The organism is Streptomyces sp. GbtcB6 (genome assembly GCF_019091475.1).
GTDB classification, from domain to species: Bacteria; Actinomycetota; Actinomycetes; order Streptomycetales; family Streptomycetaceae; genus Streptomyces; species Streptomyces hyaluromycini.
The window spans coordinates 44,391-69,440 of sequence record NZ_JAGXJL010000045.1 but is presented as its reverse complement, the minus strand read 5'-3'; the positions used below and the strand labels follow the sequence as shown (position 1 = coordinate 69,440).

The 25,050-nt window shown below is 72.0% G+C and carries 18 protein-coding genes and 1 pseudogene; 13 read left to right on the top strand and 6 right to left on the bottom strand.

Annotated elements, in window-relative coordinates:
* From KVT45_RS43575 to groL, 3 genes and pseudogenes are all read left to right on the top strand, one after another.
* Positions 1-363 (top strand): annotated as a pseudogene (locus KVT45_RS43575) (pirin family protein); the annotation flags it as partial.
* Between the two features lie 212 nt (positions 364-575).
* On the top strand, positions 576-884 hold the full coding sequence (groES, locus tag KVT45_RS43570; protein ID WP_004955293.1) for a co-chaperone GroES: 309 nt from the start codon (positions 576-578) through the stop codon (positions 882-884).
* Positions 885-1,002: 118 nt separating this feature from the next.
* Complete coding sequence (gene groL, locus KVT45_RS43565; RefSeq protein WP_089099383.1) at positions 1,003-2,628, top strand: chaperonin GroEL; 1,626 nt, start codon at positions 1,003-1,005, stop codon at positions 2,626-2,628.
* Positions 2,629-2,713: 85 nt separating this feature from the next.
* On the opposite strand, the gene KVT45_RS43560 is transcribed toward groL, so the two are convergent.
* From KVT45_RS43560 to KVT45_RS43550, 3 genes are all read right to left on the bottom strand, one after another.
* A complete protein-coding gene (locus KVT45_RS43560) occupies positions 2,714-3,421 on the bottom strand; it encodes an ester cyclase (RefSeq protein ID WP_217555073.1) in 708 nt (235 codons plus the stop codon).
* Between the two features lie 95 nt (positions 3,422-3,516).
* Positions 3,517-4,290 carry an SDR family oxidoreductase gene (locus KVT45_RS43555; protein ID WP_217555072.1) on the bottom strand — a complete coding sequence of 258 codons (774 nt, stop codon included), beginning with the start codon at positions 4,288-4,290 and terminating at the stop codon, positions 3,517-3,519.
* A gap of 97 nt (positions 4,291-4,387) precedes the next feature.
* Positions 4,388-5,056, bottom strand: a complete 669-nt coding sequence (locus tag KVT45_RS43550; RefSeq protein WP_217555071.1) for an MOSC domain-containing protein — start codon at positions 5,054-5,056, stop codon at positions 4,388-4,390.
* A gap of 79 nt (positions 5,057-5,135) precedes the next feature.
* Here KVT45_RS43550 and KVT45_RS43545 point away from each other — a divergent pair, with 79 nt between their 5' ends.
* Positions 5,136-6,035, top strand: coding sequence for a LysR family transcriptional regulator (locus KVT45_RS43545; protein WP_217555070.1), 900 nt, complete (start codon positions 5,136-5,138; stop codon positions 6,033-6,035).
* 99 nt (positions 6,036-6,134) lie between these two features.
* Here KVT45_RS43545 and KVT45_RS43540 read toward each other — a convergent pair whose 3' ends face one another.
* The gene (locus KVT45_RS43540) at positions 6,135-6,464 is read right to left on the bottom strand and encodes a WhiB family transcriptional regulator (protein ID WP_046733109.1); all 330 of its coding nucleotides are present in this window, start codon (positions 6,462-6,464) and stop codon (positions 6,135-6,137) included.
* Between the two features lie 381 nt (positions 6,465-6,845).
* On the opposite strand from KVT45_RS43540, the gene KVT45_RS43535 reads away from it, so the two are divergent.
* The 4 genes from KVT45_RS43535 to KVT45_RS43520 all read left to right on the top strand — a co-directional run bounded on the left by KVT45_RS43535 (position 6,846) and on the right by KVT45_RS43520 (position 11,323).
* A complete protein-coding gene (locus KVT45_RS43535; protein ID WP_003948568.1) occupies positions 6,846-7,457 on the top strand; it encodes a response regulator transcription factor in 612 nt (203 codons plus the stop codon).
* 277 nt (positions 7,458-7,734) lie between these two features.
* The gene (locus KVT45_RS43530; protein ID WP_089099378.1) at positions 7,735-8,322 is read left to right on the top strand and encodes a sigma-70 family RNA polymerase sigma factor; all 588 of its coding nucleotides are present in this window, start codon (positions 7,735-7,737) and stop codon (positions 8,320-8,322) included.
* A 268-nt stretch (positions 8,323-8,590) separates the two neighbouring features.
* The gene (gene guaB / locus KVT45_RS43525) at positions 8,591-10,093 is read left to right on the top strand and encodes an IMP dehydrogenase (RefSeq protein ID WP_217555069.1); all 1,503 of its coding nucleotides are present in this window, start codon (positions 8,591-8,593) and stop codon (positions 10,091-10,093) included.
* Between the two features lie 105 nt (positions 10,094-10,198).
* Positions 10,199-11,323 carry a GuaB3 family IMP dehydrogenase-related protein gene (locus KVT45_RS43520; protein ID WP_217555068.1) on the top strand — a complete coding sequence of 375 codons (1,125 nt, stop codon included), beginning with the start codon at positions 10,199-10,201 and terminating at the stop codon, positions 11,321-11,323.
* Between the two features lie 81 nt (positions 11,324-11,404).
* Here the strand turns inward: KVT45_RS43520 and KVT45_RS43515 are convergent, their stop codons facing one another.
* Positions 11,405-12,613 (bottom strand): nucleotide sugar dehydrogenase, encoded by a 1,209-nt coding sequence (locus KVT45_RS43515; protein WP_217555067.1) that lies wholly within the window; start codon positions 12,611-12,613, stop codon positions 11,405-11,407.
* Positions 12,614-12,929: 316 nt separating this feature from the next.
* On the opposite strand from KVT45_RS43515, the gene KVT45_RS43510 reads away from it, so the two are divergent.
* A complete protein-coding gene (locus KVT45_RS43510) occupies positions 12,930-14,636 on the top strand; it encodes a glycerol-3-phosphate dehydrogenase/oxidase (protein ID WP_089099374.1) in 1,707 nt (568 codons plus the stop codon).
* 303 nt (positions 14,637-14,939) lie between these two features.
* Here the strand turns inward: KVT45_RS43510 and KVT45_RS43505 are convergent, their stop codons facing one another.
* On the bottom strand, positions 14,940-15,983 hold the full coding sequence (locus KVT45_RS43505) for a serine hydrolase (protein WP_217555066.1): 1,044 nt from the start codon (positions 15,981-15,983) through the stop codon (positions 14,940-14,942).
* A gap of 171 nt (positions 15,984-16,154) precedes the next feature.
* On the opposite strand from KVT45_RS43505, the gene KVT45_RS43500 reads away from it, so the two are divergent.
* From KVT45_RS43500 to KVT45_RS43485, 4 genes are all read left to right on the top strand, one after another.
* Complete coding sequence (locus KVT45_RS43500; RefSeq protein WP_217555075.1) at positions 16,155-18,212, top strand: serine/threonine-protein kinase; 2,058 nt, start codon at positions 16,155-16,157, stop codon at positions 18,210-18,212.
* A gap of 137 nt (positions 18,213-18,349) precedes the next feature.
* The gene (locus KVT45_RS43495) at positions 18,350-21,241 is read left to right on the top strand and encodes a protein kinase (RefSeq protein WP_217555065.1); all 2,892 of its coding nucleotides are present in this window, start codon (positions 18,350-18,352) and stop codon (positions 21,239-21,241) included.
* 182 nt (positions 21,242-21,423) lie between these two features.
* Positions 21,424-23,250 carry a serine/threonine-protein kinase gene (locus tag KVT45_RS43490; protein WP_217555064.1) on the top strand — a complete coding sequence of 609 codons (1,827 nt, stop codon included), beginning with the start codon at positions 21,424-21,426 and terminating at the stop codon, positions 23,248-23,250.
* A 136-nt stretch (positions 23,251-23,386) separates the two neighbouring features.
* Positions 23,387-25,033 carry a serine/threonine-protein kinase gene (locus tag KVT45_RS43485; protein ID WP_217555063.1) on the top strand — a complete coding sequence of 549 codons (1,647 nt, stop codon included), beginning with the start codon at positions 23,387-23,389 and terminating at the stop codon, positions 25,031-25,033.
* The last annotated feature ends 17 nt before the right edge of the window (positions 25,034-25,050 follow it).

Here is a 25,050-nt window from a genome sequence, read left to right as displayed (position 1 = left end):
CCCGACGAGGCCGGCATCACCCCGGGCTACGAACAGCTGGAGATCGACGCCGAGCTGCTGTCCGGCGGGCTGGTCACGGTGGCGTCCGGCATGGACCGGCACAAGGACGCGAGCGCCATCCGGATCCGGAACCGGCATGCCGCGCTGTACGCGGCACGGCTGCGCCCCGGCGGGCGGGTGACCCTTCCCGAGGCGCCGTACCTTCATCTGTTCGTCGCCCGCGGCGCGGTGGACCTGGAGGGCGTCGGAGTGCTCGGCGAGGGTGACGCCGCGCGCTTCACGGCCACCGGCGGGCACCGGGTGACGGCCTCGGGGCCCGCCGAGATCCTGGTGTGGGAGATGCACGCCACCGTCGCTCTGTGACATCCGAGGGGGCCGATTCCGGCGGCGCGCCGCCTGCAATTGGCACTCCGCTTGACCGAGTGCTAATCGCGGTCATAGTCTCGGCTCTGGCACTCGGCAGATGAGAGTGCCAACAACGCGACGGGCAGGTCCGGCACCCGCGACGACGGATCCACCTGGTCGCCACCTCAGACAGTTAACCCCGTGAGATCTCCGAAGGGGGAGGTCGGATCGTGACGACCGCCAGCTCCAAGGTTGCCATCAAGCCGCTTGAGGACCGCATCGTGGTCCAGCCGCTCGACGCCGAGCAGACCACGGCCTCCGGCCTGGTCATCCCGGACACCGCGAAGGAGAAGCCCCAGGAGGGCGCCGTCCTCGCCGTGGGCCCGGGCCGTTTCGAGAACGGCGAGCGCCTGCCGCTCGACGTCAAGGTCGGCGACGTCGTTCTGTACAGCAAGTACGGCGGCACCGAGGTGAAGTACAACGGCGACGAGTACCTCGTCCTCTCGGCTCGCGACGTGCTCGCGATCATCGAGAAGTAATTCACCCGAAGCACATTCTGCTTTGAGCTGCGCCCCTGGCCCCCGCGACCTTATGAAGCCGGGCGTCGGGGGCGCGGTTCGTTTCACCCACGTTTTCCGAGAGGGCTGAACCGCTCCCATGGCGAAGATCCTGAAGTTCGACGAGGACGCCCGTCGCGCCCTCGAGCGCGGCGTCAACAAGCTTGCCGACACGGTCAAGGTGACGATCGGCCCCAAGGGCCGCAACGTCGTCATCGACAAGAAGTTCGGCGCCCCCACCATCACCAACGACGGTGTCACGATCGCCCGCGAGGTCGAGCTCGACGACCCGTACGAGAACCTCGGTGCCCAGCTGGTGAAGGAGGTGGCGACCAAGACCAACGACATCGCGGGTGACGGTACGACCACCGCCACCGTGCTGGCCCAGGCGCTCGTCCGCGAGGGTCTGAAGAACGTCGCCGCCGGTGCCTCCCCGGCCGCCCTGAAGAAGGGCATCGACGCCGCCGTCGCCGCCGTCTCCGACGAGCTGCTCTCCTCCGCCCGTCCGATCGAGGACAAGGCCGACATCGCCGCCGTCGCCGCGCTGTCCGCCCAGGACACGCAGGTCGGCGAGCTCATCGCCGAGGCGATGGACAAGGTCGGCAAGGACGGTGTCATCACCGTCGAGGAGTCCAACACCTTCGGTCTGGAGCTGGACTTCACCGAGGGCATGGCCTTCGACAAGGGCTACCTGTCGCCGTACTTCGTGACGGACCAGGAGCGCATGGAGGCCGTCCTCGAGGACCCGTACATCCTCATCAACCAGGGCAAGGTCTCCTCCATCGCCGACCTGCTCCCGCTGCTGGAGAAGGTCATCCAGGCGGGTGCCTCCCGGCCGCTGCTGATCATCGCCGAGGACGTCGAGGGCGAGGCCCTCTCCACCCTCGTCGTCAACAAGATCCGCGGCACCTTCAACGCGGTCGCGGTCAAGGCCCCCGGCTTCGGCGACCGCCGCAAGGCGATGCTGGAGGACCTGGCCACCCTCACCGGCGGCACGGTCGTCTCCGAGGAGGTCGGCCTCAAGCTCGACCAGGTCGGCCTGGACGTGCTCGGCTCCGCCCGCCGTGTCACCGTCACCAAGGACGACACCACGGTCGTCGACGGTGCCGGCGACTCCTCGGCCGTCACGGGCCGCGTCGCCCAGATCAAGGCCGAGATCGAGAACACCGACTCCGACTGGGACCGCGAGAAGCTCCAGGAGCGCCTCGCGAAGCTGGCCGGCGGCGTGTGCGTGATCAAGGTCGGCGCCGCCACCGAGGTGGAGCTGAAGGAGAAGAAGCACCGTCTGGAGGACGCCATCTCCGCGACCCGCGCCGCGGTCGAGGAGGGCATCGTCTCCGGTGGTGGCTCCGCGCTCGTCCACGCCGCGAAGGTCCTGGAGGACGGCCTCGGCAAGACGGGCGACGAGGCGACCGGTGTGGCCGTCGTCCGCCGCGCCGTCGTCGAGCCGCTGCGCTGGATCGCCGAGAACGCCGGCCTGGAGGGCTACGTCATCACCTCCAAGGTCGCCGAGCTCGACAAGGGCCAGGGCTTCAACGCCGCCACCGGCGAGTACGGCGACCTGGTCAAGGCCGGCGTCATCGACCCGGTCAAGGTCACCCGCTCCGCCCTGGAGAACGCCGCCTCCATCGCCTCCCTGCTCCTGACGACCGAGACCCTGGTCGTCGAGAAGAAGGAAGAGGAAGAGGCCGCCGCCGCGGGCCACTCCCACGGCCACTCGCACTGAGGCAACAGTCTCTGAGGAAGCCCCCGTCCCCGGTCGTCCGCCGGGAACGGGGGCTTCGCCCCTCGCGGGTACTTCGATGGTCGGCCTAGTTCTCCAGCGCGTCCAGCGCACCCAGCTGCGCCAGCAGTCCCATCCGGTCGTACTGCAGCCAGCCCTCGGCCATCTTCCCGCCGGCGTCGAAGCGGTGGACCGTCGTCCCGGCCATGGTGACCTGCCGGCCGGTGTTCGGCACCCCCATGAACTCCGCCTTCTGCACCCCCGTCCAGAGCCACCTGGTGCACACCCGGTCGCCCTGGGCGATCTGGTCCTCGACGAGGAACGAGAAGTCGAAGGCCCGCCGCCACATCTCCAGCTTGCGCCGCATCGCGTCCATGCCGATGGTGTCCTGACCCTCGACCGGATCGTGGTCGTGGTAGTCCTCGGCGAGCAGACCGTCCAGCGGTGCCAGCGGGCCGGCCGCCGCGATCGTGTCGAAGAACCGCCGCGCGGTGTCCGCGTACAACCCCTGATCACGCACCACGTCCAGATCGGTGAACGTCGGCGTCCCCTCGCAGAGCGCCAGCAGCTCGTGGAACACCTTGTCGGTCTCCGGGAGACGCGAGTTCCGCATCGCCTCCTCGTACGACGGGAACTCCACGATCTCCACGACGTGCTGCGCGTCGGTGCGGTCCTTGCCGACCAGTGTGTGCGTCGCCGTCCGCTTCCCCTTGGTCTGCTCGACCCACCTGTCCATCAGCCGGTCCATCTCGTCGAACCGCCTGGTCCTGCACTCGATGAGCTGCACGAACGTCATGAAACCGCCTCCGGCCCCCCTGCGGGCGCGACCGAACGACACCATCGTCTCACCGGCCCCGTTCCGGTGTGTCCCGATGCGTCCCGGCCGGGTCCCTACTGCGGCCCGTACTTGCGGCCCGTCTTCGAGGAGATCCCGCCCAGCAGGCCGCGCGGTGTCACCTTCGCCAGACCCGTCAGCACCTTGTAGCGGGGATCCGGCACCGACAGCGTCCTGCCGCGGGCGAGGTCGGCCAGCGCCGCCGAGACCAGCTTGTCGGCGTCCAGCCACATCCAGCCCGGGATGTTGTCCGTGCCCATCCCGGCCCGCTCATGGAACTCCGTACGGACGAAACCCGGTGCCAGAGCCATCAGCCGGACCCCGCTGCCCGCGAGATCGCGCGCCGCGCCCTGGGTGAACTGCACGACCCACGCCTTGGAGGCGCCGTACGTCCCGCGCGGCACGAACGCCGCCACCGACGCCACGTTGACCACACCACCGCGGCCGCGCTCCCGCATCGCGTCGGCCGCCGCCGCCGTCAGCCGCAGCACCGCCTCGCAGTGCACCTTGAGCATGCGCAGCTCGTCGGCCATCGGCACGTCGAGGAAATGGCCCTTGTTGCCGAAGCCGGCGTTGTTGACCAGCAGGTCGACCGGGTTGCGGCGGTCGGCGAGCCGGGCGGCGACCGACTCGATGCCGGCGTCCTCGGCCAGGTCGGCGGTGAGCACCTCCGCCTCGATGCCGTGCCGGTCGTGCAGCTCGGTCGCCTGCTCGCGCAGCCGTTTGGTGTCCCGCGCCACCAGGACGAGGTTGTGCCCGTCCGCCGCCAGCCGCCGCGCGAACGCGGCACCGATCCCCGCGGTCGATCCCGTAATCAGAGCCGTTGTCATGACCCAAGGGTAGTTACCCGGACTGACGGCGTCCGCTGTGCGCACCGGCTCTCCCGAAGGGTGAAGCACCGGTGAACGGCCTGCGTGTGACGGCCGTTCAGCCGCCCTGCGCCGCCACGTACTTCCGCGCCTGTGCCAGCGCCTCCGGGTGCAGCGCCGCGCCCGCCGCGAGCAAACGGGGCAGCAACTCCCGCTCGGTGGTGGTCGCGCGGAACTCCATCGCCGCCGTCACCCCGTGCTCCGGCCGGAGCACGATCTCGATCGGGTCGCCGGCCCTGATCTCACCCGGTTCGATCACCCGGAGGTAGGCACCGGTGGCACCCTTCCGCGTGAACCTCTTCACCCATCCCCGCTCGCCCAGATGGCCCTGAAAAGTACGGCACGGGATGCGGCCGGAGGTGACCTCCAGTACGACCTCGGAGCCGATCCGCCAGCGCTCGCCGATCAGCGCGTCCGACACGTTCAGCCCGTTTGTCGTGAGGTTCTCACCGAAACAGCCGTTCGGCAGGGGGCGGCCGAGCTCCTTCTCCCAGTCGTCGAGGTCCTCGCGCGCGAACGCGTACACCGCCTGGTCGTCGCCGCCGTGATGGCGCAGATCGCACACCGTGTCCCCGGCCAGTCCGCTGCCCGCGACGCCCTTCGGTCCGGGCGCCGCCACCCGCACCGGCCCGTCCACCGGCCGCTTGCCGATACCCGTCACGCCGTCGGCCTGGTCCGTGTGCGGCGACGGCGTCGCACGGCCGAGGTTCACCGAGAGAAGCTCCATGCTCCGACGGTACGGGACCGTCCTCAAAGCGTCGACGCGTTATTGGGCACTCTGTCCAAGCCCGCCTTATGCTCCAGGGGTGATCGAGGCACGTCATCTCCGCGTCCTGCGCGCCGTCGCCGCCACCGGTTCCTTCTCGGCGGCGGGGCGCGAACTGGGCTGCACGCAGCCCGCCGTCAGCCAGCAGATGAAGGCCCTGGAGACCTCCGTGGGCACCCCGCTGCTGGTCCGCAACGGCCGCGAGATGCGCCTGACCCAGGCCGGCGAGGCCCTGGTCCGGCATGCCTCCGGGATCCTCGCCGGGCTCACCGCCGCCGAGGAGGAGGTCGCCGCGATCGCCGGGCTGCGGGCCGGCCGGGTGCGCCTGGTCTCCTTCCCGAGCGGCAGCTCCACCCTGGTCCCGACGGCCCTCGCCGCCCTGCGCGCCGCCCACCCCGGCACCCGCGTCTCCCTGGAGGAGGCCGAGCCGCCGAAGTCCGTGGAGCTGCTGCGCGCGGGCGACTGCGACATCGCGCTCGCCTTCCGCTACGAGGGCGCGGCGGGCGCCGAGGAGTGGGACGACCTGGTGGTGCGGCCGCTGCTGAGCGACCGTCTCGTCGGCCTGGTGCCCGAGCGGCACCGGCTCGCCGGCGCGGAGTCCGTCGCCCTCGGTGAACTGGCCGACGAGCCCTGGATCGCGGGCTGCCCGCGCTGCCGGGGACAGCTCGTCCAGGCCTGCGAGAGCGTGGGCTTCACGCCCCGCATCGACTTCGCCACCGACGACTACCCGGCCGTGGTCGGCCTGGTCGGCGCGGGTCTGGGCGTCGCCGTGCTGCCCCGGCTGGCGATCGAGTCGGTACGGCCGAGAGGCGCGCGCACGGTGGTGCTGGAGCCGGCGGTACGGCGGGAGATCGTCGCCCTCACCCTGCCCGACCTGGCACAGGTGCCGGCCGTGGCGGCGACGCTGGAACAGCTGGGCCGGGCGGCCCGGCGGGCGTGACGAAAGGCGCCGGGCACGCGTGAAGGCGCCGGGCACGCGCGTGTGCCCGAGCGGCAGCAGATCGCCAATGGATTGTCAACAGATTGCAGAAACGTTCTTTCACGTGTCGGAGGCGGAGTCGCCGCTGGTTGTCGATGCCGACACCAGCCTGTTGCGCGCCCGCCCCATGAGCTCTTCGCGCTCGTCCTCGGTCAGGCCGCCCCACACGCCGTACGGCTCGCGGACCGCCAGCGCGTGCGCCGCGCACTCCGCGCGGACCGGGCACCTCATGCAGACTTCCTTGGCCGAGTTCTCACGGGCACTCCGAGCCGCCCCGCGCTCGCCCTCGGGATGGAAGAAGAGCGAGCTGTCGACCCCACGGCAGGCAGCCAGGAGCTGCCAGTCCCACAGGTCCGCGTTCGGTCCGGGAAGGCGGGAGAAATCTGCCATTACGTGACCCCTTGTAGCCGTTCTGGGCGGATACGGTGCCAACGACCGTACATCTCCGGTCTAGAGAGATGAAAATATGACTCATTGGCAATCTAGCCCCAGACACTGTGAAACAGGAAGAAAAAGGGCTAAATGGGGCATTGGTTGTGATGAAAAGTTGAGGGTCTGACGTCCATGTCTGCACCGTGTCCGCCCCCTCACGTAGAGTGCCGAAGACGGCATGCAGCCCCGTAACTCTTTCGAGTGACCGTCGTTGAGAGTGCGGTGGCGGTTGAAGCAACAAGCGCTCGGGCAGGCGTCCGAGACGTTCGACCGCACAGGTGACGATTCCGTACCAGCCTGGAGGCTCAAGGTGACGCGCATCAGCTGCGGAGGGCGGTCATGACATCCGTCCTCGTCTGCGACGACTCCCCGCTTGCCCGAGAGGCGCTCCGCCGCGCGGTGGCGACCGTGCCCGGCGTCGAGCGCGTGACGACGGCGGCCAACGGCGAGGAAGTCCTCCGCCGCTGGGGTGCCGACCGATCCGACCTGATCCTGATGGATGTGCGCATGCCCGGACTGGGCGGCGTCGAGACCGTGCGCCGGCTGCTGTCCGCCGACCCCGGCGCGCGCATCATCATGCTCACGGTCGCCGAGGACCTGGACGGCGTGGCTCTGGCCGTCGCCGCCGGCGCCCGCGGTTACCTGCACAAGGACGCCTCGCGCGCCGAACTGCGGGCCACCGTGACCCAGGCCCTCGCCGACCCGACCTGGCGCCTGGCCCCGCGCCGACTGCGCTCGGCCGAGATGGGCGCCGCGCCCACGCTCACCGCGCGCGAGATCCAGGTCCTGGAGGGCATGAGCCACGGCCGCTCCAACGCCGAGATCGGCCGCGAGCTGTTCCTCTCCGAGGACACCGTGAAGACGCACGCCCGGCGCCTGTTCAAGAAGCTCGGAGCCTCGGACCGCGCCCACGCGGTTGCCCTCGGCTTCCGCTGGGGACTGGTTCGTTAGTACGGCGGTGAGCTGCGCCGCAGCGGGGAAGCGGACCGACCGGACGCCCCCGCCTACCCCACGGTGGGCGGGGTCCGCAAGGCCGGGTGCCGGAGGCCCGCTGCTCGTTTCGGCGCGGATGCCGCATCCTTGAGGTGTGGAGTCTCTCGGGGACGAGTTGTTCGAGCGGAAGGGGAGGGCGCAGGAGATGAGTTCCGGCGCACCTGCTCATAACGCTTCGGTGCACAACGACGGACGCGATGCCACGCCGCCGACGGCAGCAGGGCACCATGGACCGATGCGCGACGACGAGGCGGTCACTGCCGTAGGGACGATCGGCGCTCTCGTCCATCGCGCCGTAGACGGGGACGAGCAGGCCACGCACGACCTGCTCGCCCATGTCCACCCCCTCGCGCTGCGCTACTGCCGCACCCGCCTGTCCCGCCTTCCGGGCGATGCCCGGCACTTCGTCGAGGACCTCGCCCAGGAAGTCTGCGTGGCGGTCCTGCTGGCCCTGCCCCGCTATCGCGACACCGGCCGCCCCTTCGAGGCCTTCGTCTTCGCGATCGCCTCCCACAAGGTCGCCGACCTGCAGCGCGCCGCCATGCGTCACCCCGGGTCCACGGCCGTCCCCTCGGACGAGATGCCGGAACGACCCGACGACTCCCTCGGCCCCGAGGAGCGCGCACTGCTCAGCAGCGACGCCGAATGGGCCAAGAAACTCCTGGCCAACCTCCCGGAGAACCAGCGCGAGCTGCTGCTGCTCCGGATCGCCGTGGGTCTCACGGCCGAGGAGACCGGCCAGATGTTGGGAATGTCACCGGGCGCGGTGCGAGTGGCCCAGCACCGGGCGCTGAGCCGGTTGCGGGCGCTGGCGGAGCAGTAGGCGGAGCCCTCTTCCGCCCCGGCCCGCCGGCCTGCGGCAGCTTCTTCTCCGCAGCCACGGCGCTCAGCCACGGCGGCGTTTTCCGGTGGTGCCGAACCGACGCCCGCCCCTGTCACGGCCTCACGCCTGCGCCCCCGATGAACAGGCGCACGCCCGTTTCCGTACGAACATACGAAGCCCGGAGCTGAGTCGTACCGTGGAATTTGAGACCCGTGCTTCCCGTTAGCATGGGCATCCGCACCGTTCAAGGCCATTTGGGGAAGGTGTCATGACTGCCAACGTCGACGGAGTGCCCGACAAATTCGCGACACTCGGGCTGACCTACGACGACGTGCTGCTGCTGCCGGGTGCATCCGAAGTGCTCCCCAACGCGGTCGACACCTCGTCCCGCATCTCCCGCAACGTCCGGGTCAACATCCCGCTGCTCTCCGCGGCGATGGACAAGGTGACCGAGTCCCGCATGGCCATCGCGATGGCCCGGCTCGGCGGTGTCGGTGTGCTGCACCGCAACCTCTCCGTCGAGGACCAGGTCAACCAGGTCGACCTGGTCAAGCGGTCCGAGTCCGGCATGGTCACCGACCCGATCACGGTGCACCCGGAGGCGACGCTCGCCGAGGCCGACGCGCTGTGCGCCAAGTTCCGCATCAGCGGTGTGCCCGTCACCGACCAGGCCGGCAAGCTGCTCGGCATCGTCACCAACCGCGACATGGCCTTCGAGTCCGACCGGACCCGCCAGGTGCGCGAGGTCATGACCCCGATGCCGCTGATCACCGGCAAGGTCGGCACCTCCGGCGTCGAGGCCATGGAGCTGCTGCGCAGGCACAAGATCGAGAAGCTTCCGCTGGTCGACGACGAGGGCGTCCTCAAGGGCCTGATCACGGTCAAGGACTTCGTCAAGGCCGAGAAGTACCCGAACGCCGCCAAGGACTCCGAGGGCCGCCTGCTCGTCGGTGCCGCCGTGGGCGCCAGCCCCGAGGCCCTGGAGCGGGCCCAGGCGCTCGCCGAGGCCGGCGTGGACTTCCTGGTCGTCGACACCTCGCACGGCCACAACAGCAACGCCCTCAGCTGGATGGCGAAGATCAAGTCGAGCGTGAACGTCGACGTGGTCGGCGGCAACGTCGCCACCCGCGACGGCGCACAGGCGCTGATCGACGCCGGCGTCGACGGCATCAAGGTCGGCGTGGGCCCCGGCTCGATCTGCACCACCCGCGTGGTCGCCGGCATCGGCGTCCCGCAGGTCACCGCCATCTACGAGGCCTCCCTCGCCGCCCGCCCGGCCGACATCCCGCTCATCGGCGACGGCGGCCTGCAGTACTCCGGCGACATCGGCAAGGCCCTCGCGGCCGGTGCCGACACCGTGATGCTCGGCAGCCTGCTCGCGGGCTGCGAGGAGTCGCCCGGCGAACTGCTCTTCATCAACGGCAAGCAGTTCAAGTCCTACCGCGGCATGGGCTCGCTCGGCGCCATGCAGTCGCGCGGCCAGGGCCGGTCGTACTCCAAGGACCGCTACTTCCAGGCCGAGGTCTCCTCCGACGACAAGCTCGTCCCCGAGGGCGTCGAGGGCCAGGTGCCCTACCGCGGCCCGCTGGCCAACGTGCTGCACCAGCTGGTCGGCGGTCTGCGCCAGACCATGGGCTACGTGGGCGCGGCCACCATCGACGAGATGGAGTCCAAGGGCCGGTTCGTCCGGATCACCTCCGCGGGCCTCAAGGAGAGCCACCCGCACGACATCCAGATGACGGTCGAGGCGCCGAACTACAGCCGCAAGTAGTCACCACGGCCTTTCCAGGGCGGTCCCGGGTGCACCGGGGCCGCCCTTGCCGTACCCGTCGGCGATACTGGAAGACGCTGAAACGCAGAGGGAAAGGCCACAGACGTGACTGAGATCGAGATCGGGCGCGGCAAGCGCGGCCGCCGGGCGTACGCCTTCGACGACATCGCCGTCGTCCCCAGCCGCCGTACGCGGGACCCGAAGGAGGTCTCGATCGCCTGGCAGATCGACGCCTACCGCTTCGAGCTGCCGTTCCTGGCCGCCCCCATGGACTCGGTCGTCTCCCCGGCCACCGCGATCCGGATCGGCGAGCTCGGCGGCCTGGGGGTCCTCAACCTGGAAGGCCTCTGGACCCGGTACGAGGACCCGCAGCCCCTCCTCGACGAGATCGTCGAGCTGGACGCCGACACCGCCACCCGCCGCCTCCAGGAGATCTACTCCGCCCCCATCAAGGAGGAACTGATCGGCGCACGCATCAAGGAGGTGCGCGACTCCGGCGTGGTCACGGCGGCCGCGCTCTCCCCGCAGCGCACCGCGCAGTTCTCCAAGGCGGTCGTGGACGCGGGCGTGGACATCTTCGTCATCCGCGGTACGACGGTCTCCGCGGAGCACGTCTCGTCCTCGCACGAGCCGCTGAACCTGAAGCAGTTCATCTACGAGCTCGACGTCCCGGTGATCGTCGGCGGCTGCGCCACCTACACGGCGGCCCTGCACCTGATGCGCACGGGCGCGGCGGGCGTGCTCGTCGGCTTCGGCGGCGGCGCCGCCCACACCACGCGCAACGTGCTCGGCATCCAGGTCCCCATGGCCACCGCGGTCGCGGACGTGGCCGCCGCCCGCCGCGACTACATGGACGAGTCCGGCGGCCGCTACGTCCACGTGATCGCCGACGGCGGTGTCGGCTGGTCCGGCGACCTCCCCAAGGCGATCGCCTGCGGCGCCGACTCGGTGATGATGGGCTCCCCGCTGGCCCGCGCGACCGACGCGCCGGGCAAGGGCAACCACTGGGGCATGGAGGCCGTCAACGAGGAGCTCCCGCGGGGCAAGAAGGTCGACCTCGGCACGGTCGGCACCATCGAGGAGATCCTCACCGGCCCGTCCCACACTCCGGACGGCTCGATGAACCTCTTCGGCGCCCTGCGCCGCGCCATGGCCACGACCGGCTACAGCGAGCTGAAGGAGTTCCAGCGCGTCGAGGTGACGGTCGCGGACTCGCAGCACAAGCGGTAGCCCGTACGGCAGCAGGAGGGCCGGTCACCCGCGGCGGGCGACCGGCCCCGGGGGGCCACGAGGGCCGGAGGCCGGCCCCGCTCAGAGCCGGTGTGCCGCCCCCGTCGGGGTCGCCCCGCGCGTGTCCAGCAGCAACTGTGCCTTCACCGACAGGCCCTGAAGGTCGTACGTACGGTGCTGCTGGACCAGGATCGTCAGGTCGGCGTCGGCGGCCGCCTCGTAGAGGGAGTCCGCGCGCGGGACCGGGCGGTCCAGGACGCTCCAGGACGAGACGTGCGGGTCGTGGTAGCTGACCGAGGCACCGAGCTCCATGAGGCGGATCGCGAGCTCCTGGGCGGGGCTGTTCTGCTGGTCGGCGAGGTCGGCCTTGTAGGTGACCCCGAGCAGCAGCACGCGCGCGCCGCGCGCCGACTTGCCGTGCTCGTTGAGGAGGGCGGCGGCGCGCTGCACGACGTACCCCGGCATCCGGCTGTTGACCTGCTGGGCCAGTTCCACCATGCGCAGGCCGCGGCTCGCGTGGCCGGACAGGTCCTGGGCGACGCCGTGCCCGCCGATGCCGGGGCCGGGGCGGAAGGCCTGGAAGCCGAACGGCTTGGTCTCCGCGCAGCGGATGACGTCCCACAGGTCGACGCCCAGGTCGTGGCAGAGGACGGCCATCTCGTTGACGAGGGCGATGTTGACGTGCCGGAAGTTGGTCTCCAGGAGCTGCACGGTCTCGGCTTCGCGGGGGCCACGCGCGCGTACCACCTTGTCGGTGAGCCGGCCGTAGAACGTGGCGGCCGACTCCGTGCACGCGGGCGTGAGGCCGCCGATGACCTTCGGGGTGTTGGCCGGCGTGAAGTCGCGGTTGCCGGGATCCACCCGACTGGGCGAATAGGCGAGGTGGAAGTCGCGGCCCGCGCGCAGGCCCGAGCCCTTCTCCAGCAGGGGCCGCAGGAAGTCCTCCGTCGTCCCCGGATGGACCGGGGACTCCAGGATCACCGTCGTGTGCGGACGCAGCCGCGCGGCCAGGGTGCGCGCGGCGGCCTCAACCTGGCTCAGGTCGAGCCCGCCGTCGGCGCCGCGCGGGGTCGGCGCGCAGATCACCGCGGTCCGCACCCGCCCCAGCTGGGCCGGGTCCTCCACCACCCGGAAGCCCTTCGCGAGCATCCGGCGCAGCTCGGCGGGGCTGAGCGAGCCCGCCTCGGGGCCGGTGGCGTAGCCGATCGTGGAGATGCCTGCGGCCACGGCGGCCTGGGCCAGGGGCAGGCCGTAGGGACCGAGTCCGATGACGGCGAGGTCTGCGGGCATGGCGTGGGCCGTCCTTCCCAGTAACCGAAGCGGGACAGGTGCGCAAGCCCTGTGGACAGGATGAGCGAGGCGCACGGTCAGACTAGGAGTAAATATGACCGTTATGCGGGATTGTGTTCATGTGTCTTCCGTGGGTTCGGTGACCGTTGTCCACAGGCTGGGGGTGAGTGGTGGCTGAAGTCGGGCAAGCCGGTCAGAATTTGGGCAGGGGCCATGCCCGCCGGGCGCGGCCGACGTGACCGACGACGACCGGTGACCCACGGCGAGCGACGGCCGTGGCGAGCGATGACCGATGGCGGCAGAGCGGGAGGCAGCGGTGAGGACAGCGACACTGGGGCCGGAGCAGCGTGCGGAGTCCCTGGCGGCCATGGCCGAGCGCGAGTTGGACGTGCTGGTGGTGGGCGGCGGAGTGGTCGGCGCGGGCACCGCGCTGGACGCGGCCACCCGGGGCCTGAACACCGGCATCGTGGAGGCCCGCGACTGGGCGTCCGGCACCTCCAGCAGGTCCAGCAAGCTGATCCACGGCGGCCTGCGCTATCTGGAGATGCTCGACTTCGCCCTGGTCCGCGAGGCCCTCAAGGAGCGCGGCCTGCTCCTGGAGCGCCTCGCCCCGCACCTGGTCAAGCCGGTGCCCTTCCTCTACCCGCTCCAGCACCAGGGCTGGGAGCGCCTGTACGCCGGCTCGGGCGTCGCGCTCTACGACGCGATGTCGATGGCCCGCGGCCACGGCCGGGGCCTGCCCGCCCACCGCCACCTGAGCCGCCGTCACGCCCTGCGGGTCGCGCCCGCGCTGCGCAAGGACGCCCTGGTCGGCGCCATCCAGTACTACGACGCCCAGATGGACGACGCCCGCTACACGGCGACCCTGGTGCGCACGGCGGTGTCCTACGGCGCGAAGGCGGCCAACCGCGCGCGGGTGACCGGGTTCCTGCGCGAGGGCGAGCGGGTCGTCGGGGCCCGGGTGCAGGACGTGGAGGGCGGCGGGGAGTACGAGATCCGCGCCCAGCAGGTCGTCAACGCGACCGGGGTGTGGACCGACGACACGCAGGCGATGGTCGGCGAGCGCGGCCAGTTCCACGTCCGCGCCTCCAAGGGCATCCACCTGGTCGTCCCCAGGGACCGCATCCACTCCACCACCGGCCTGATCCTGCGCACCGAGAAGTCGGTCCTGTTCGTCATTCCCTGGGGCCGGCACTGGATCGTCGGCACCACCGACACCGACTGGGACCTGGACAAGGCCCACCCGGCCGCCTCCAGCGCCGACATCGACTACCTCCTCAACCACGTCAACTCGGTGCTCGCGGTGCCGCTGTCGCGCGACGACGTCCAGGGCGTCTACGCCGGTCTGCGTCCGCTGCTGGCCGGCGAGTCCGACGCCACCAGCAAGCTCTCGCGCGAGCACACGGTCGCGCATCCGGTGCCGGGGCTCGTGGTCGTCGCGGGCGGCAAGTACACGACGTACCGGGTGATGGCCAAGGACGCCGTCGACGAGGCGGTGCACGGGCTCGACATGCGGGTCGCGGAGTGCGTCACCGAGGACATCCCGCTGCTCGGCGCGGAGGGCTACCGGGCGATGTGGAACGCCCGGGCCCGGATCGCCGCCCGCACCGGCCTGCACGTGGTGCGCGTCGAGCACCTGCTCAACCGGTACGGCTCGATGGCCGACGAGGTGCTCGAACTCATCGCCGCCGACCCGGGTCTGGGCGAGCCGCTCTCGGCCGCCGACGACTACCTGCGCGCCGAGGTCGTGTACGCCGCCTCCCACGAGGGCGCCCGCCACCTCGACGACGTCCTGACCCGCCGCACCCGCATCTCCATCGAGACCTTCGACCGCGGCACCCGCAGCGCCCGCGAGGCCGCCGAGCTGATGGCACCGGTCCTCGGCTGGGACAAGGACCAGATCGAGCGGGAGGTCGAGCACTACGAGAAGCGCGTGGAGGCGGAACGCGAGTCCCAACTCCAGCCGGACGACCTGACGGCGGACGCGGCAAGACTGGGAGCGCCGGACATCGTGCCGCGGTAGATCCCGGCCGGGCGGGGGCCATGGCCACAGGGCCATGGCGGGGTGCGGCCTGCCGGGTGCAGCCTGTCGGGTGTCGGGTGTCGGGTGTCGGGTGGTCGGGTGCGAGTGCGGGTGCCGCTGCGCCGCAGCACGTGGTCCCCGGTCCTGCTTGCCGGTCGGCCGCCGGAGATCCTTCTCCGCCGCAATGGCGCTGAGCCACGACGGCGGTTTCCGGCGGCGCCGGGCCATCCGCGCCACTCGACCCTCGGACCGCACCCGATCGAGCGACCCGGTGTCGGGATCTCCCTTCGGCCCCCGGCCGTTCTACCCGGTGCGAGGGCAGAACTCGGCCGCGAGCAGTGCGGGTTCGAGGTCCGGGTCCGCGATCGCCGTCGTGTTCACCCGGAACGTGAGGACATGCCGGCCGCCGATCGAGGCAGCGCTGCGCACATAGCTGCCCGCGATCCGGCCGTTGTGCCCCCACACCGTGGTCCCGCACGGCAGCTTCACAGGAAAGATCCCCAGGCCGTACGCGCCCTGTGCGGCACGGGTGTCGAGCATCTCGCGCAGTCGGCGCGGGGGCAGCAGCTCGCCGTCCAGCAGCGCCGCGTAGAAACGGTCCAGGTCGTCGAGCGTGGTCACCAGCTCACCCGCCGCGCCGGCCACGCGCGGGTCGAGCTCGGTGACGTCGGAGCCGTCGGCCGCGTAGGCGCGGCCGTGCGGGGAGGGCAGCGTGGTGCGGGCGCCCGGGAGGGACGTGCCCGTCAGACGGAGGGGGGTGATGATGCGGCGCCGGACCTCGGTGGCGTACGAGTGGCCGGTGGCCTGACGGATGACCATGCCGAGTACGACGTAGTCGGTGCTGGAGTACGCGTAGTGACCCGGCCGGGTCGAAGGGAGGGAGAGCGAGACGCGTACGGCCTGAAGCGGGGTCAGGGGGACGGCACCCCGGGTGACCGTGGTGAAGTCGGCGAGCCCGGCGGTGTGGCTGAGCAGGGCCCGCAGGGTGATCCCGCGCCCGTCGACGCCGCGTCCGCGCAGCAGCCCCGGCAGGTACCGCTCCACGGGGTCGGACAGGGAGAGCCGGTGTTCCGCGGCCAGTTGCAGGACGACGGTGGCGATGAAGGTCTTCGTGATGCTGCCGGCGCGGAAGCGGTCGGCACGGGCGATGCCCCGGCCGGCGGCCGCATAGCGGACGTCGTCGCCGTCGCGGTCCAGGAGAGCGGCGGCGGGGGCTCCGCCTTTGGTGACGAACTGTGACAGGAGCGGGTCCGTGGCCTCCGCCGAGGATGCCGAGACGGCCGTCAGCGGGGCGAACAGCAGGGCAAGAGAGACCGGTATGGCCATCAGTGTCCGAAGCGACGGCATCCGGGTTCCTCCCTTCTGGCGGCCCATCATTCCTACCCGTGTGACGCCCTCGTCACCGGGGGTTCCGGTCGGCCGGCCCCGATGTGCGGTCAGGGGGCCCCTGGGCGTTGGGCACTTGTCGGGTGAGGGACAATGAAGGCTCTGTCAGGGCGGGTTGTCATGAGGGGACGCATGTCGGAGGCGGAGCGGGCGGGGACTTCTCGTCAGGAGACTCGTCAGGGCAACAGCGAGCGTCTTCTCGCCGGGCGGTACCGGCTGGGAGGAGTGCTCGGCCGCGGCGGCATGGGCACGGTGTGGCGGGCCGAGGACGAGACCCTCGGCCGGACGGTGGCCGTCAAGGAGCTGCGGTTCCCGTCGAACATCGACGAGGAGGAGAAGCGGCGCCTGATCACGCGCACCCTGCGCGAGGCCAAGGCGATCGCCCGGATCCGCAACAACAGCGCGGTGACGGTCTTCGACGTGGTCGACGAGGACGACCGGCCCTGGATCGTGATGGAGCTGGTCGAGGGCAAGTCGCTGGCCGAGGTCATCCGGGAGGACGGCCTGCTGGACCCGAAGCGGGCGGCAGAGGTCGGGCTGGCGGTCCTGGACGTGCTGCGGTCGGCGCACCGCGAGGGCATCCTGCACCGGGACGTGAAGCCGTCCAACGTGCTGATCTCCGAGGGCGACGGCCGCGTCGTACTCACCGACTTCGGTATCGCCCAGGTCGAGGGCGACCCGTCCATCACCTCCACCGGCATGCTCGTCGGCGCCCCCTCCTACATCTCCCCGGAGCGGGCCCGCGGTCACAAGCCCGGCCCGGCGGCCGACCTGTGGTCGCTGGGCGGCCTGCTGTACGCGGCGGTCGAGGGCGCACCGCCGTACGACAAGGGGTCGGCGATCGCCACGCTGACGGCCGTGATGACCGAGCAGCTGGAGGAGCCCAAGAACGCGGGACCGCTGAAGGACGTCATCTACGGGCTGCTCAACAAGGACCCGGCCAAGCGGCTGGACGACGCGGGTGCGCGGGCGATGCTCAACGCGGTCATCAACGCGCCCGAGGAGGCGCCCGCGGACGCCACCCGGGTCGTACCGCTGCCTCCGCAGCCCGATGCGCCGCAGGAGGAGAAGGGCGCCGGGGCCAAGCGGGGCGAGGAGGCCGGGGAGAAGCTGCGCGGGGCGCTGCGGTCGGTGCGGAAGGCCGCGGGGGCGGCGGGTGCCGCGGCCGCGACCCGGACGAAGAGCACCGGCGCGGGCGCCGAGGCCGGCGCCGCCCCGGCTCCGGTCGTCACCGGTTCGGCCTCGGGGCCGGTCGGAGGCGCGCGTCCGGCCGCTGCCGGAGGGTCCGGCGCCGCCACCGCCCCGGCGGGGACCAAGCCCGCGGCGGGCAAGGCCGGTTCGGGGTGGCCCGTGATGCCGCCGCCGGATCTGGACCTGGCGCCCCGGCCCGTGCCCAAGGCCCCGCTCACCGATGTGGTGCCGAAGCGCACCCTGGTGATCATCGCCGTGGTGGTGGTGCTCGCGGTGCTCGGTACCGTGCTCGCCATCGTGCTGAACGGTGGCGAGGGGGACAGCAAGGGGAGCGGCAAGAGCGGCGGTTCCAAGGCGGTGGCGACCTCCGGGGCGAGCGCGAGCGCCGGTTCCGGTTCCGGTTCGAAGTCCGGTTCCGGTTCCTCCACCAAGGAGGACACGAGCGGCGGCACGGTGGCGGACGGGGACGCGTCGGCGGCCCAGACCTCCGGGAGCGACGGCTCGGACGAGTCCGGCGACGACGCGTCGGCGTCGAACTCCAGTGGCAGCGGCAGTGGCAGTGGCAGCGCGCCGGTGGTGTCGAAGTACAAGGGCGGCCAGGGGTACTCGATCGGGCTGCCCAAGGGCTGGAAGTTCCAGACCAGCAGTTCCGCCGGGGACCGGTTCACCGGGCCCGACGGGCGGAAGCTGCTGATCGCCTGGACGAGCACGCCCAAGGACGACCCGGTGGCGGACTGGAAGAACCAGGAGCGCTACATGGTGCGCTCCCAGTACCAGAAGATCCGCATAGCAGAGGTGAGCTACCGCGGCTGGAACACGGCCGACTGGGAGTTCACCTACGTGGACGGCGGCACCGAGTACCGGACCATCGACCGGGGGTTCGTCGTCAGCTCCACGCAGGGGTACGCGCTGATGTACACCGCGAAGGCCGACGACTGGAGCAGTGAGCTGCGCAAGGACACCTGGAAGACGCTGACGGCGTCCTTCGACCCCAAGTGACAAATTCGCATCCCCACAATGCGAATTGCCTCCGGCACGTATCGTGAGTGGTTGCGGACCGTACGCATCCAGGTATGCATACAGAACGGGCCGCGAAACGAACGGATTTGACCAACCGGGCGGCCGGGGGAGGCAACGTGGACGACTACGCGGGTCGGGTACTCGCCGACCGCTACCGCCTGCCGCTGCCCCCCTCCGACGAGTACGAACACACCGAGACGCGGGCCTTCGACACCTACAGCGGGCAGGAGGTGTTCGTCCGGCAGGTGCCGTTGCCGGAGGTCGTCGAGGCGGAGGTGCTGGACGCCGAGGGGTTGCCGGAGGGGTTCACGGCGCGTGACCGTGGCGCCCGCCGGCCGCCGACGGCACGGACCGCGACACGCCGGCCCAGCGACCCGGTGGTGCGGCGCGCCGTGGAGGCCGCGCAGGCCGCCGCCCGGATCCCCGACCATCCCCGGCTCGACCAGGTCTTCGACGTGTTCGCCGAGGGCGGTTCGCTGTGGATCGTCAGCGAGTCGGTCGCCGCGCGGTCGCTGGCGGCGGTCCTCGCCGAGCAGCCGCTGAGCCCGTACCGGGCCGCCGAGGTCGCCTCCGACGTGCTGATGGCGCTCCGGGTCCTGCACGCCCACGGCTGGGTGCACCGCAACATCACCGCCCGCACGGTCCTCGTCTGCGACGACGGCCGGGTGATGCTGACCGGCCTCGCGGTCGGGGCGGCGGAGGAGGCGCTGTGCGGGTACGACCCGGTGCCGGCGCAGGAGGGCGAGGGCGTCGAGGGCGGCGGGAGCGGCGTGGCGGCCGCCGGTGGTCGGCGGGTCGGGGAGGCGGAAGGTTCCGCCACGCCCGGCAACCGGGCCGGTAACCCGCCCGGCAACCCGCCTGGCACCCCGACCGGCTCGCCCGGTTCAGGCGTTTCGGGCGGTTCGGCCGGCTCGGGTGCTCTCGCCGTCGGGGGCATCGGGAGCGTCGGTGGTGCGGCCGGTGGTACGGGCGGCGCGCAGCGGGCGCCCGGCGCGCCGGAGGCCGATCCCGAGGCCGCTCGGCGTGCGGCGATTCAGGCGCGGGTCGCCGGCGGGTTGCCGGGGGCCGGTCCGGACGAGGGACCGGGCGGTGCCGGTCCGGCCGGTTCTGCTCCGGGCGGTGCCGGTCCGGGTGCTGTGGAGCGGCGGGCGCTGGAGACCGGTGCGGACATCCGGGCCGCCAGGGCCGGGGCGATCGCCGCGTACCGGGCGGGAGCCAGGGCCGCCGCCCGGGTCCAGGAGGCCCAGCAGAACGGGCGGGCCGCGCTGCCCGGTGCCCGGCCGCCGGCCGAGGGCGAGACCGCGGCGCCCACACCGCAGCCGTCGTACGGCCCCGGGGGCCCGGGGCACGCCAACGGGGCGGCCCAGCAGCCGTATGCCAACGGCGTGGCGCAACCGCCGTACGCGAACGGGCAGGCGCAGGCCCCGGGCGGGGAGCAGCGGTCCGCCGGTGGGGTGTCGCCCGGTCAGATAGCCGACCCGTACGGGGTGGGCGGCGCGCCGTCGCCCTGGCACGGCGCCGCACCCCGCCCCGGCACGCCCCCGGTGGCGGCCCCCGGCCAGGAACGCACCGCGCTCCCGGCCACCGGACCCGGCGCGGGCATGCCCGGCACGCCCCTGACCGGTACCGGCGCGACCGCCCCCCGGGCCGGCGCCGAACTCCGGGGCGTTCAAGGACAGCCGCACGTCGTCGTGCCCGCGCAGGGCACCGGACCAGCCGCCCGCTGGGGCGAGCCCGCCGCCGTCGTAGCCGGGCGGCGGGGGCCCGCCACCGCGCTGGCCGCCGAACGGGCGCGGCAGGTGCGGATGACCGTGGTGGGGCCGGTGACCGAGCGCTGGGCGCCGGAGCAGGCCGTTCCCGTGCACGAGAACTGGCAGCTGGCGGCGCCCATCGGCCCGGCCACCGACCTGTGGGCGCTGGGCGCGCTGCTGTTCCGGGCGGTGCAGGGGCACGCGCCGTATCCGGAGGAGTCGACGGCCGAGCTGGTGCAGCTGGTGTGCTCGGAGCCGCCCGCCTTCGCGGAGGAGTGCGGGTCGCTCCGGCCGGTCGTGGAGTCGTTGCTGCGTCAGGACCCCATCGAGCGGCTGGACTTCGAGGAGCTGCGCGGCTGGCTGCGCTCGCTGGTGCGGTCCGCGCCCGAGCCGGACGCCGGTACGCATGTCGTCGCCGCCCCGCCCGCCGACCCCAAGCGGCTGCCGATCATCCGGCGCCGCGGTGAGCTGGTCCGCAGGCGCCGGGCCGGGCTCCCGGCGACGCACGGCCGGCACAAGCGAGCCCGGCAGGAGGCCGGGTCCCCGCGCAGACTGGGCCGCACGCTGCTTCTGCTGGTCCTGCTTCTGCTGGCCGCGGCGGTCGCGTACGCCATGCTGTTCCTGCCGAAGAAGGGCAGCGCGGACGACGGCGCGGCGGCCGGCGACCGGACGGGCGCGGCCGGCGAGGCGAGTCCCGCACCGGGCCGGAGTGCGACGCCCACGCCGACACCGACGCCGACGCCCACCTCGACCCCGTCCACCGAGACCCAGACCACCGCCGGTTCGACCGGTGGCGCCGACGCCGCCGACGGGTTCACCCTGCGCGACGACCCGAACGGCTTCCGGATCGCCGTCGCCAAAGGCTGGAGCCGCACCCCGAGGAACGGCAGCGGCCAGGTGATCTACTCGCACGGGAAGTTCGAGCTGATCGTCGTGGCCGGACGGGACAGCGCGGCGAGCTACGGCAGCGACCCGATGACGTACCAGCGGGACAAGGAACCGGAGCTGCAGCCGTACCGGGACTCCAGCTGGGCCACGGCGGGCGGGCTGCGGACCATCACGGTGGGCCAGCAGGTGTCGGCGGAGGGGCAGTTCACCTGGACGGACAGCCAGGAGGGCGACCTGTTCGTGCGCAACATGGTCTTCCTGATCAACGGGAGGTACCACATCGTGCAGGTGCGCGGCCCGGAGTCCCAGCGGGACGAGGTCACCACGCTGTACGAGCAGGCGTCGTCGACGTACAAGTACACGGGCTGAGCGGCGTCCGACGCGTTCCCGGTGCGGTTGGTTCCCTTTCCGATGAGGGGATTTGGCTCACTTTCCGTAAGGAAAGCGAGAACCGTCACAGTGCTGTCTCCGTGGGACCCCACTGGTTCCCTGACCGCGGGGTGGTCCTTAGTCTGACCCTGACAAGAGCATTGCGGGGCAACGTGAATCAGATGCAGGGCCTGCTCATCGCGGGCCGCTACCGGCTGGCCGACATCATCGGCAGCGGCGGCATGGGCCGGGTGTGGCGCGCCCATGACGAAGTGCTGCACCGGGCGGTCGCCATCAAGGAGTTGACGGCCGCGCTCTACGTCTCCGAGAGCGACCAGTCCGTCCTGCTGGCCCGCACCCGGGCCGAGGCCCGGGCCGCGGCGCGTATCAACCACTCCGCCGTCGTCACCGTCCATGACGTACTCGAACACGACGGCCGCCCGTGGATCGTCATGGAGCTGGTCGAGGGCCAGTCGCTGGCCGACGAGGTCAAGGAGCGCGGGCGCGTCGAGCCGCGGGAGGCGGCGCGGATCGGGCTGTGGGTGCTGCGCGCGCTGCGCGCCGCGCACAGCGCCGGGGTGCTGCACCGGGACGTCAAGCCGGGCAACGTACTGCTCGGCCGGGACGGCCGGGTCCTCCTCACCGACTTCGGCATCGCGCAGATCGAGGGCGACACGACGATCACCCGTACCGGGGAAGTCGTCGGATCCGTCGACTACCTCGCTCCGGAGCGCGTGCGCGGGCACGATCCGGGGCCGTCCTCCGACCTGTGGGCGCTGGGCGCGACGCTGTACACGGCGGTGGAGGGGCGCTCGCCGTTCCGCCGCACCTCGCCGCTGACCACCATGCAGGCGGTCGTCGAGGACGAGGCCACCGAGCCGCGCGCCGCGGGCCCGCTGGAGCCGGTCATCACGGCCCTGCTGCGCAAGGAGCCTGCGCAGCGGCCGGGCCCCGAAGAGGTCGAGCAGATGCTCGCGGAGGCGGCGGAGGGGCGGCGCCCGAGCACGGCGCAGGCGTACGTACCGACGCAGTCGCAGATCAGCGGCGGCGGCGGGACGCGACTGGACTCCGGCGGCTCGTACGAGACCTTCCGGGAGGGGGCGGCAACTCCGTACGGGGGCTCGCACGGCAGCGACCCCTACGCCGGCAACTCGTACGCCGGCAATTCGTACGGCAGCAACTCCAACGGCAGCAACTCGTACGGGAGTTCGTACAGCGGTTCCGTCGGCGGTTCTTCCGGCGGTTCTTATGAGGGGCAGCGGCCTTTCGGCGGTTCCCTGCGCGGGCCGACGGTCGTCGGCCCGTCGTCCGCACCCGTTTCCGTGCAGCCCAAGCGGCGCCGGCTGCGGACGCTCGCGCTCGTCGTCGCGCTGGCCGCGCTGCTCGGCGGTGGCACGGCCGTGGCCCTGCAGAAGTGGGACTTCGGGCAGCAGGACGGCAGCGGCAGCGTGGCCTCGCCGGCCACCTCCGGTTCGTCCTCCACGGGCGGCGCGACCACGGCCCCGGACGGCGCGGTCCCCACCGACTGGCAGACCGTGCACGACCCGTTCGGCTTCAGCCTCTCCCTGCCCAAGGGCTGGAAGCGCAAGGTCTACGGCACCGGCGGCGACGTCGACAGCGAGCTCAAGCAGGTCGACTACACGCCCGACGGCGGCAAGCACTTCGTGCGCATCGCCATCGACGGCTCGCCCGACTTCGCCAACGCGAACGCGCACCAGCTGGATCTGGAACAGCAGTTGCAGCGGCTGGTCGACTACCGTCGCGTGACCCTGGAGCAGAACCTGTACCGGGACCGGGACGGGTCGCTGTGGGAGTACACCTGGACCGCGTTGAAGAAGGACGGGGCGAACGTGGCCGGGCCCCGGCGTGCGGTCGAGGAGACGTACTACTCACGGGCGGGCGCCGAGTACGCGATCTACATGTCGTCGCCGGCGAAGGACTGGGCGACGACCGAGAAGCAGTTCAAGTGGGTGCTGCAGAGCTGGGCGGAGCCGGGCTCGTCCGGGTGACGCGGCTCCACGGCCCGGAAAGCGGTGTTCCGGAAAGCGGTGTTCCGGGAGGAGTGTTCCGGAAGCGGTGTTCCGGTCAGGTGTCTTGGCTTGTCACCGTCCGGAAGGTTCGCGTCCGGTGCGGCATCATGGGGCCATGGGGACCGACGGGGACGCCGTCCGTCTGATCGCGGGGCGTTATCGCCTGGAAACGCGGCTCGGGCGGGGCGGGATGGGTGTCGTATGGCGCGCGACCGACCAGTTACTGGGACGGCAGGTCGCCGTCAAGGAGCTCACCGTCGACGACTCCCGCTCGGACGACGACGCCCGGCTGCGCCGCGAACGCACCCTGCGTGAGGCGCAGGCCGTCGCCCAGTTGCACCACCCGCACATCATCGTCGTGCACGACGTGGTCGAGGACGGCGGACGGCCTTACATCGTCATGGAGTTGATCGACGGCGGTTCGCTCGCCGACCGGATCTCACGAATCGGGCCGGTGGACGTCGGTGAGGCCGCGCGGATCGGGATCGCCCTGCTGAGCGCGGTCCGGGCGGCGCACGGGGCGGGGGTGCTGCACCGGGACATCAAACCGGCGAACGTGCTCGTCGAGGCGGCCACCGGGCGTGTCGTGCTCACCGACTTCGGCATCGCCCAGGTCGCGGGGGCCACCACGCTCACCGAGACCGGTTCCTTCGTCGGCTCGCCCGAGTACACCGCGCCCGAGCGGATGTCCGGCTCGCGGTCCGGCCCGGCGGCCGACCTGTGGTCGCTGGGCGCGCTGCTGTGCGCGGCGCTCAGCGGCGAGTCGCCGTTCCGGCGCGACTCGCTCGGCGGGATCCTGCACGCCGTGGTCTCCGACGAGATCCGGCCACCGTCCCAGGCCGAGCCGCTGCTGCCGGTCGTACGGGGGCTGCTGGAGCGGGATCCCGAGCGGCGGCTGGGCGCGGCGGAGGCCGAGCGGATGCTGCGCGGGTTCCTGGAGACGGGGGCGGTGACGGGCGCCGACACGGCGCAGGGTGCGGGTGCCGCGTCGTACACGCCGACCCAGCGGGACGTTCCGTGGCCGCCGGCCCCGGAACCGGCCGTGCCGCCCCGGCCCACCTCCACGCGCGGGGTGCTGGTCGCCGCGCTGCTGGTCGCAGCGATGGCCGGGGCGGGGGTGTCGGCGGCCACGCTGCTGTTCAACGGCGGCGGGGGCGGCACCACCCCGGGTCCCGGGGGTACGACGGCCGTCTCCGCATCGCACCCGGCGACCGCCTCGCCCACCGGGCTCCCCTCGACCGCCCTGCCCTCCTCCTCCACCACCCTCACCCCCTCGTCGACCGCCCTGCCGCCCCCCACCGCCCACTCCAGCACCGCGCCCTCCGGCTACCGCCTCGCGCAGGACCCGGCCGGCTTCGCCCTCGCCGTACCGGAGGGCTTCACCCGCGACCCGCAGGGCGAGCGCGTCTTCTACATGTCGCCGGGGCAGACCTTCCGGCTCGGCATCAAGGTCTCCGAGCCGCAGACCGGCGGACCCGGAGGGGTGATGCGGCGGGCGGCGGCCGAGGGACCGAGCACGAACCCCGGGTACCACGACGGCCGGGTCACCGACACCACTCACTCCGGACACCCCGCCGCGTTCTGGGAGTTCACCTGGAAGGGCTTCAGCGCGACGGAGGGACCGCGGCACACCTACGACCTCTGCTGGGAGGAGGGCGGACAGCTGTACGACGTGTGGGTGTCGGCGCCGGTCGGGAAGGTGCGGGAGGCGCGGGAGTACTTCGACGTCGCGGTGGACACGTTCACGGCCAACTCGGCCTGACACGCACCGACATGGGA

Coding starts and splice junctions, on each gene's coding strand:
- KVT45_RS43555 (WP_217555072.1), bottom strand. CDS start 4,290: ATGACAACGGCTCTGATTACGGGATCGACCGCGGGGATCGGTGCCGCG.
- KVT45_RS43505 (WP_217555066.1), bottom strand. CDS start 15,983: ATGCCGTCGCTTCGGACACTGATGGCCATACCGGTCTCTCTTGCCCTG.
- KVT45_RS43490 (WP_217555064.1), top strand. CDS start 21,424: ATGCAGGGCCTGCTCATCGCGGGCCGCTACCGGCTGGCCGACATCATC.
- groL (WP_089099383.1), top strand. CDS start 1,003: ATGGCGAAGATCCTGAAGTTCGACGAGGACGCCCGTCGCGCCCTCGAG.
- KVT45_RS43535 (WP_003948568.1), top strand. CDS start 6,846: ATGACATCCGTCCTCGTCTGCGACGACTCCCCGCTTGCCCGAGAGGCG.
- KVT45_RS43500 (WP_217555075.1), top strand. CDS start 16,155: ATGTCGGAGGCGGAGCGGGCGGGGACTTCTCGTCAGGAGACTCGTCAG.
- KVT45_RS43515 (WP_217555067.1), bottom strand. CDS start 12,613: ATGCCCGCAGACCTCGCCGTCATCGGACTCGGTCCCTACGGCCTGCCC.
- KVT45_RS43540 (WP_046733109.1), bottom strand. CDS start 6,464: ATGGCAGATTTCTCCCGCCTTCCCGGACCGAACGCGGACCTGTGGGAC.
- KVT45_RS43530 (WP_089099378.1), top strand. CDS start 7,735: ATGCGCGACGACGAGGCGGTCACTGCCGTAGGGACGATCGGCGCTCTC.
- KVT45_RS43485 (WP_217555063.1), top strand. CDS start 23,387: ATGGGGACCGACGGGGACGCCGTCCGTCTGATCGCGGGGCGTTATCGC.
- KVT45_RS43560 (WP_217555073.1), bottom strand. CDS start 3,421: ATGACGTTCGTGCAGCTCATCGAGTGCAGGACCAGGCGGTTCGACGAG.
- KVT45_RS43550 (WP_217555071.1), bottom strand. CDS start 5,056: ATGGAGCTTCTCTCGGTGAACCTCGGCCGTGCGACGCCGTCGCCGCAC.
- guaB (WP_217555069.1), top strand. CDS start 8,591: ATGACTGCCAACGTCGACGGAGTGCCCGACAAATTCGCGACACTCGGG.